This window comes from Kitasatospora sp. NPDC101801, from assembly GCF_044766665.1.
Taxonomy (GTDB): Bacteria; Actinomycetota; Actinomycetes; order Streptomycetales; family Streptomycetaceae; genus Kitasatospora.
Genome location: NZ_JBIWML010000113.1, coordinates 1 through 1,036 on the forward strand (window position 1 = coordinate 1; position 1,036 = coordinate 1,036).

Genomic DNA, 1,036 nt, shown 5'->3' on the forward strand with positions numbered 1-1,036 from the left:
CGGCGCAGCGCGTTGGCGTAGGTCTGCCCGAACGTCAGGCATCAGCGGCGGACGCTCTCGTGGGGAGACGATGACGCCGCGCTCGAGCATCAGCTCCTCGACCTCGCGGAAGCTGAGCGGGAAGCGGAAGTACGGCCACACGCAGTGGGAGACGATCTCCACCGGGTACCGGTGGCCCTTGGCCCGGCGGCGGCACGGACGGCATCGGCGGTCCCCTTCCGGCACGGCCAATCACAAGATCATCCCATCCCCGTCAGCCAACGTGACAGTGCCCTGCGAGGGCGAGGTCGCGGCGGGTGCCGTCCTCGATCCACCCCGTCGACCGCGCCGGTGATGTGGTCCACCCGGATGCCTGTGCGTGCCGTCTTCGGTGGGCGGAGCGCCGTCGATACGGTCGGCCACCGTACGTAGCGAACGGATGCGTACGGTCACATTTCGAGACCGGTCCATCGGTCCGGTCCCGAACCACCTCGGAGACGATCACGGCCATGTCCATGCCACGGACCTTCGCGCGCAGCACCCTGCCACCTCTGACCGCAGCGCTACTCGGCACAACTCTGACCTTCGTCCCGAGCACGGCCAGCGCCGATGCCCTCCCCGTCGGCTGCACGCAGTCCGTCTCGGGTTCGACCACCACCTACACCTGTACCCAGGGCCTGGCCCAGGACCTGAGCCTCGGTGGTGGTGACACCGTCGTCGACATCAGCAACACCGACCCGAGCGCCCACGGCATCTCCGAGGGGGCCACCCTCTCCTACAAGGGCAACGGGACGATCTCCGTCTCCGTCAAGGGCGGGGCGGCGGGGGACGACTCCGCGCCCGGTAGTGCCGGTCTCAACCTCGGCACCATCACCGTCGGCTCCACCGCCACCAACGCCGCCGTCACCGTGATCGGTGGCAAGGGAGGTGGCACCTTCGGCAGCGGCAGTCCAGGCTGTGCCGGTGGCACGATCAGCATTCCCCGCGGATCCATCACGCTGCGTGGAGGTGACGGTGCCGACACCGCCTCCGGGGGCGAGTCCGGCGGGACAGGCAG

2 pseudogenes are annotated in these 1,036 nt (G+C 69.4%); one reads left to right on the plus strand and one right to left on the minus strand.

Annotation, left to right across the window (positions count from 1 at the left end):
* Positions 1-44: 44 nt before the first annotated feature.
* Positions 45-205 (minus strand): annotated as a pseudogene (locus ACIRPK_RS36950) (IS6 family transposase); the annotation flags it as partial.
* Positions 206-488: 283 nt separating this feature from the next.
* Between ACIRPK_RS36950 and ACIRPK_RS36955 the strand changes: the two are divergent.
* Positions 489-1,036 (plus strand): annotated as a pseudogene (locus tag ACIRPK_RS36955) (hypothetical protein); the annotation flags it as partial.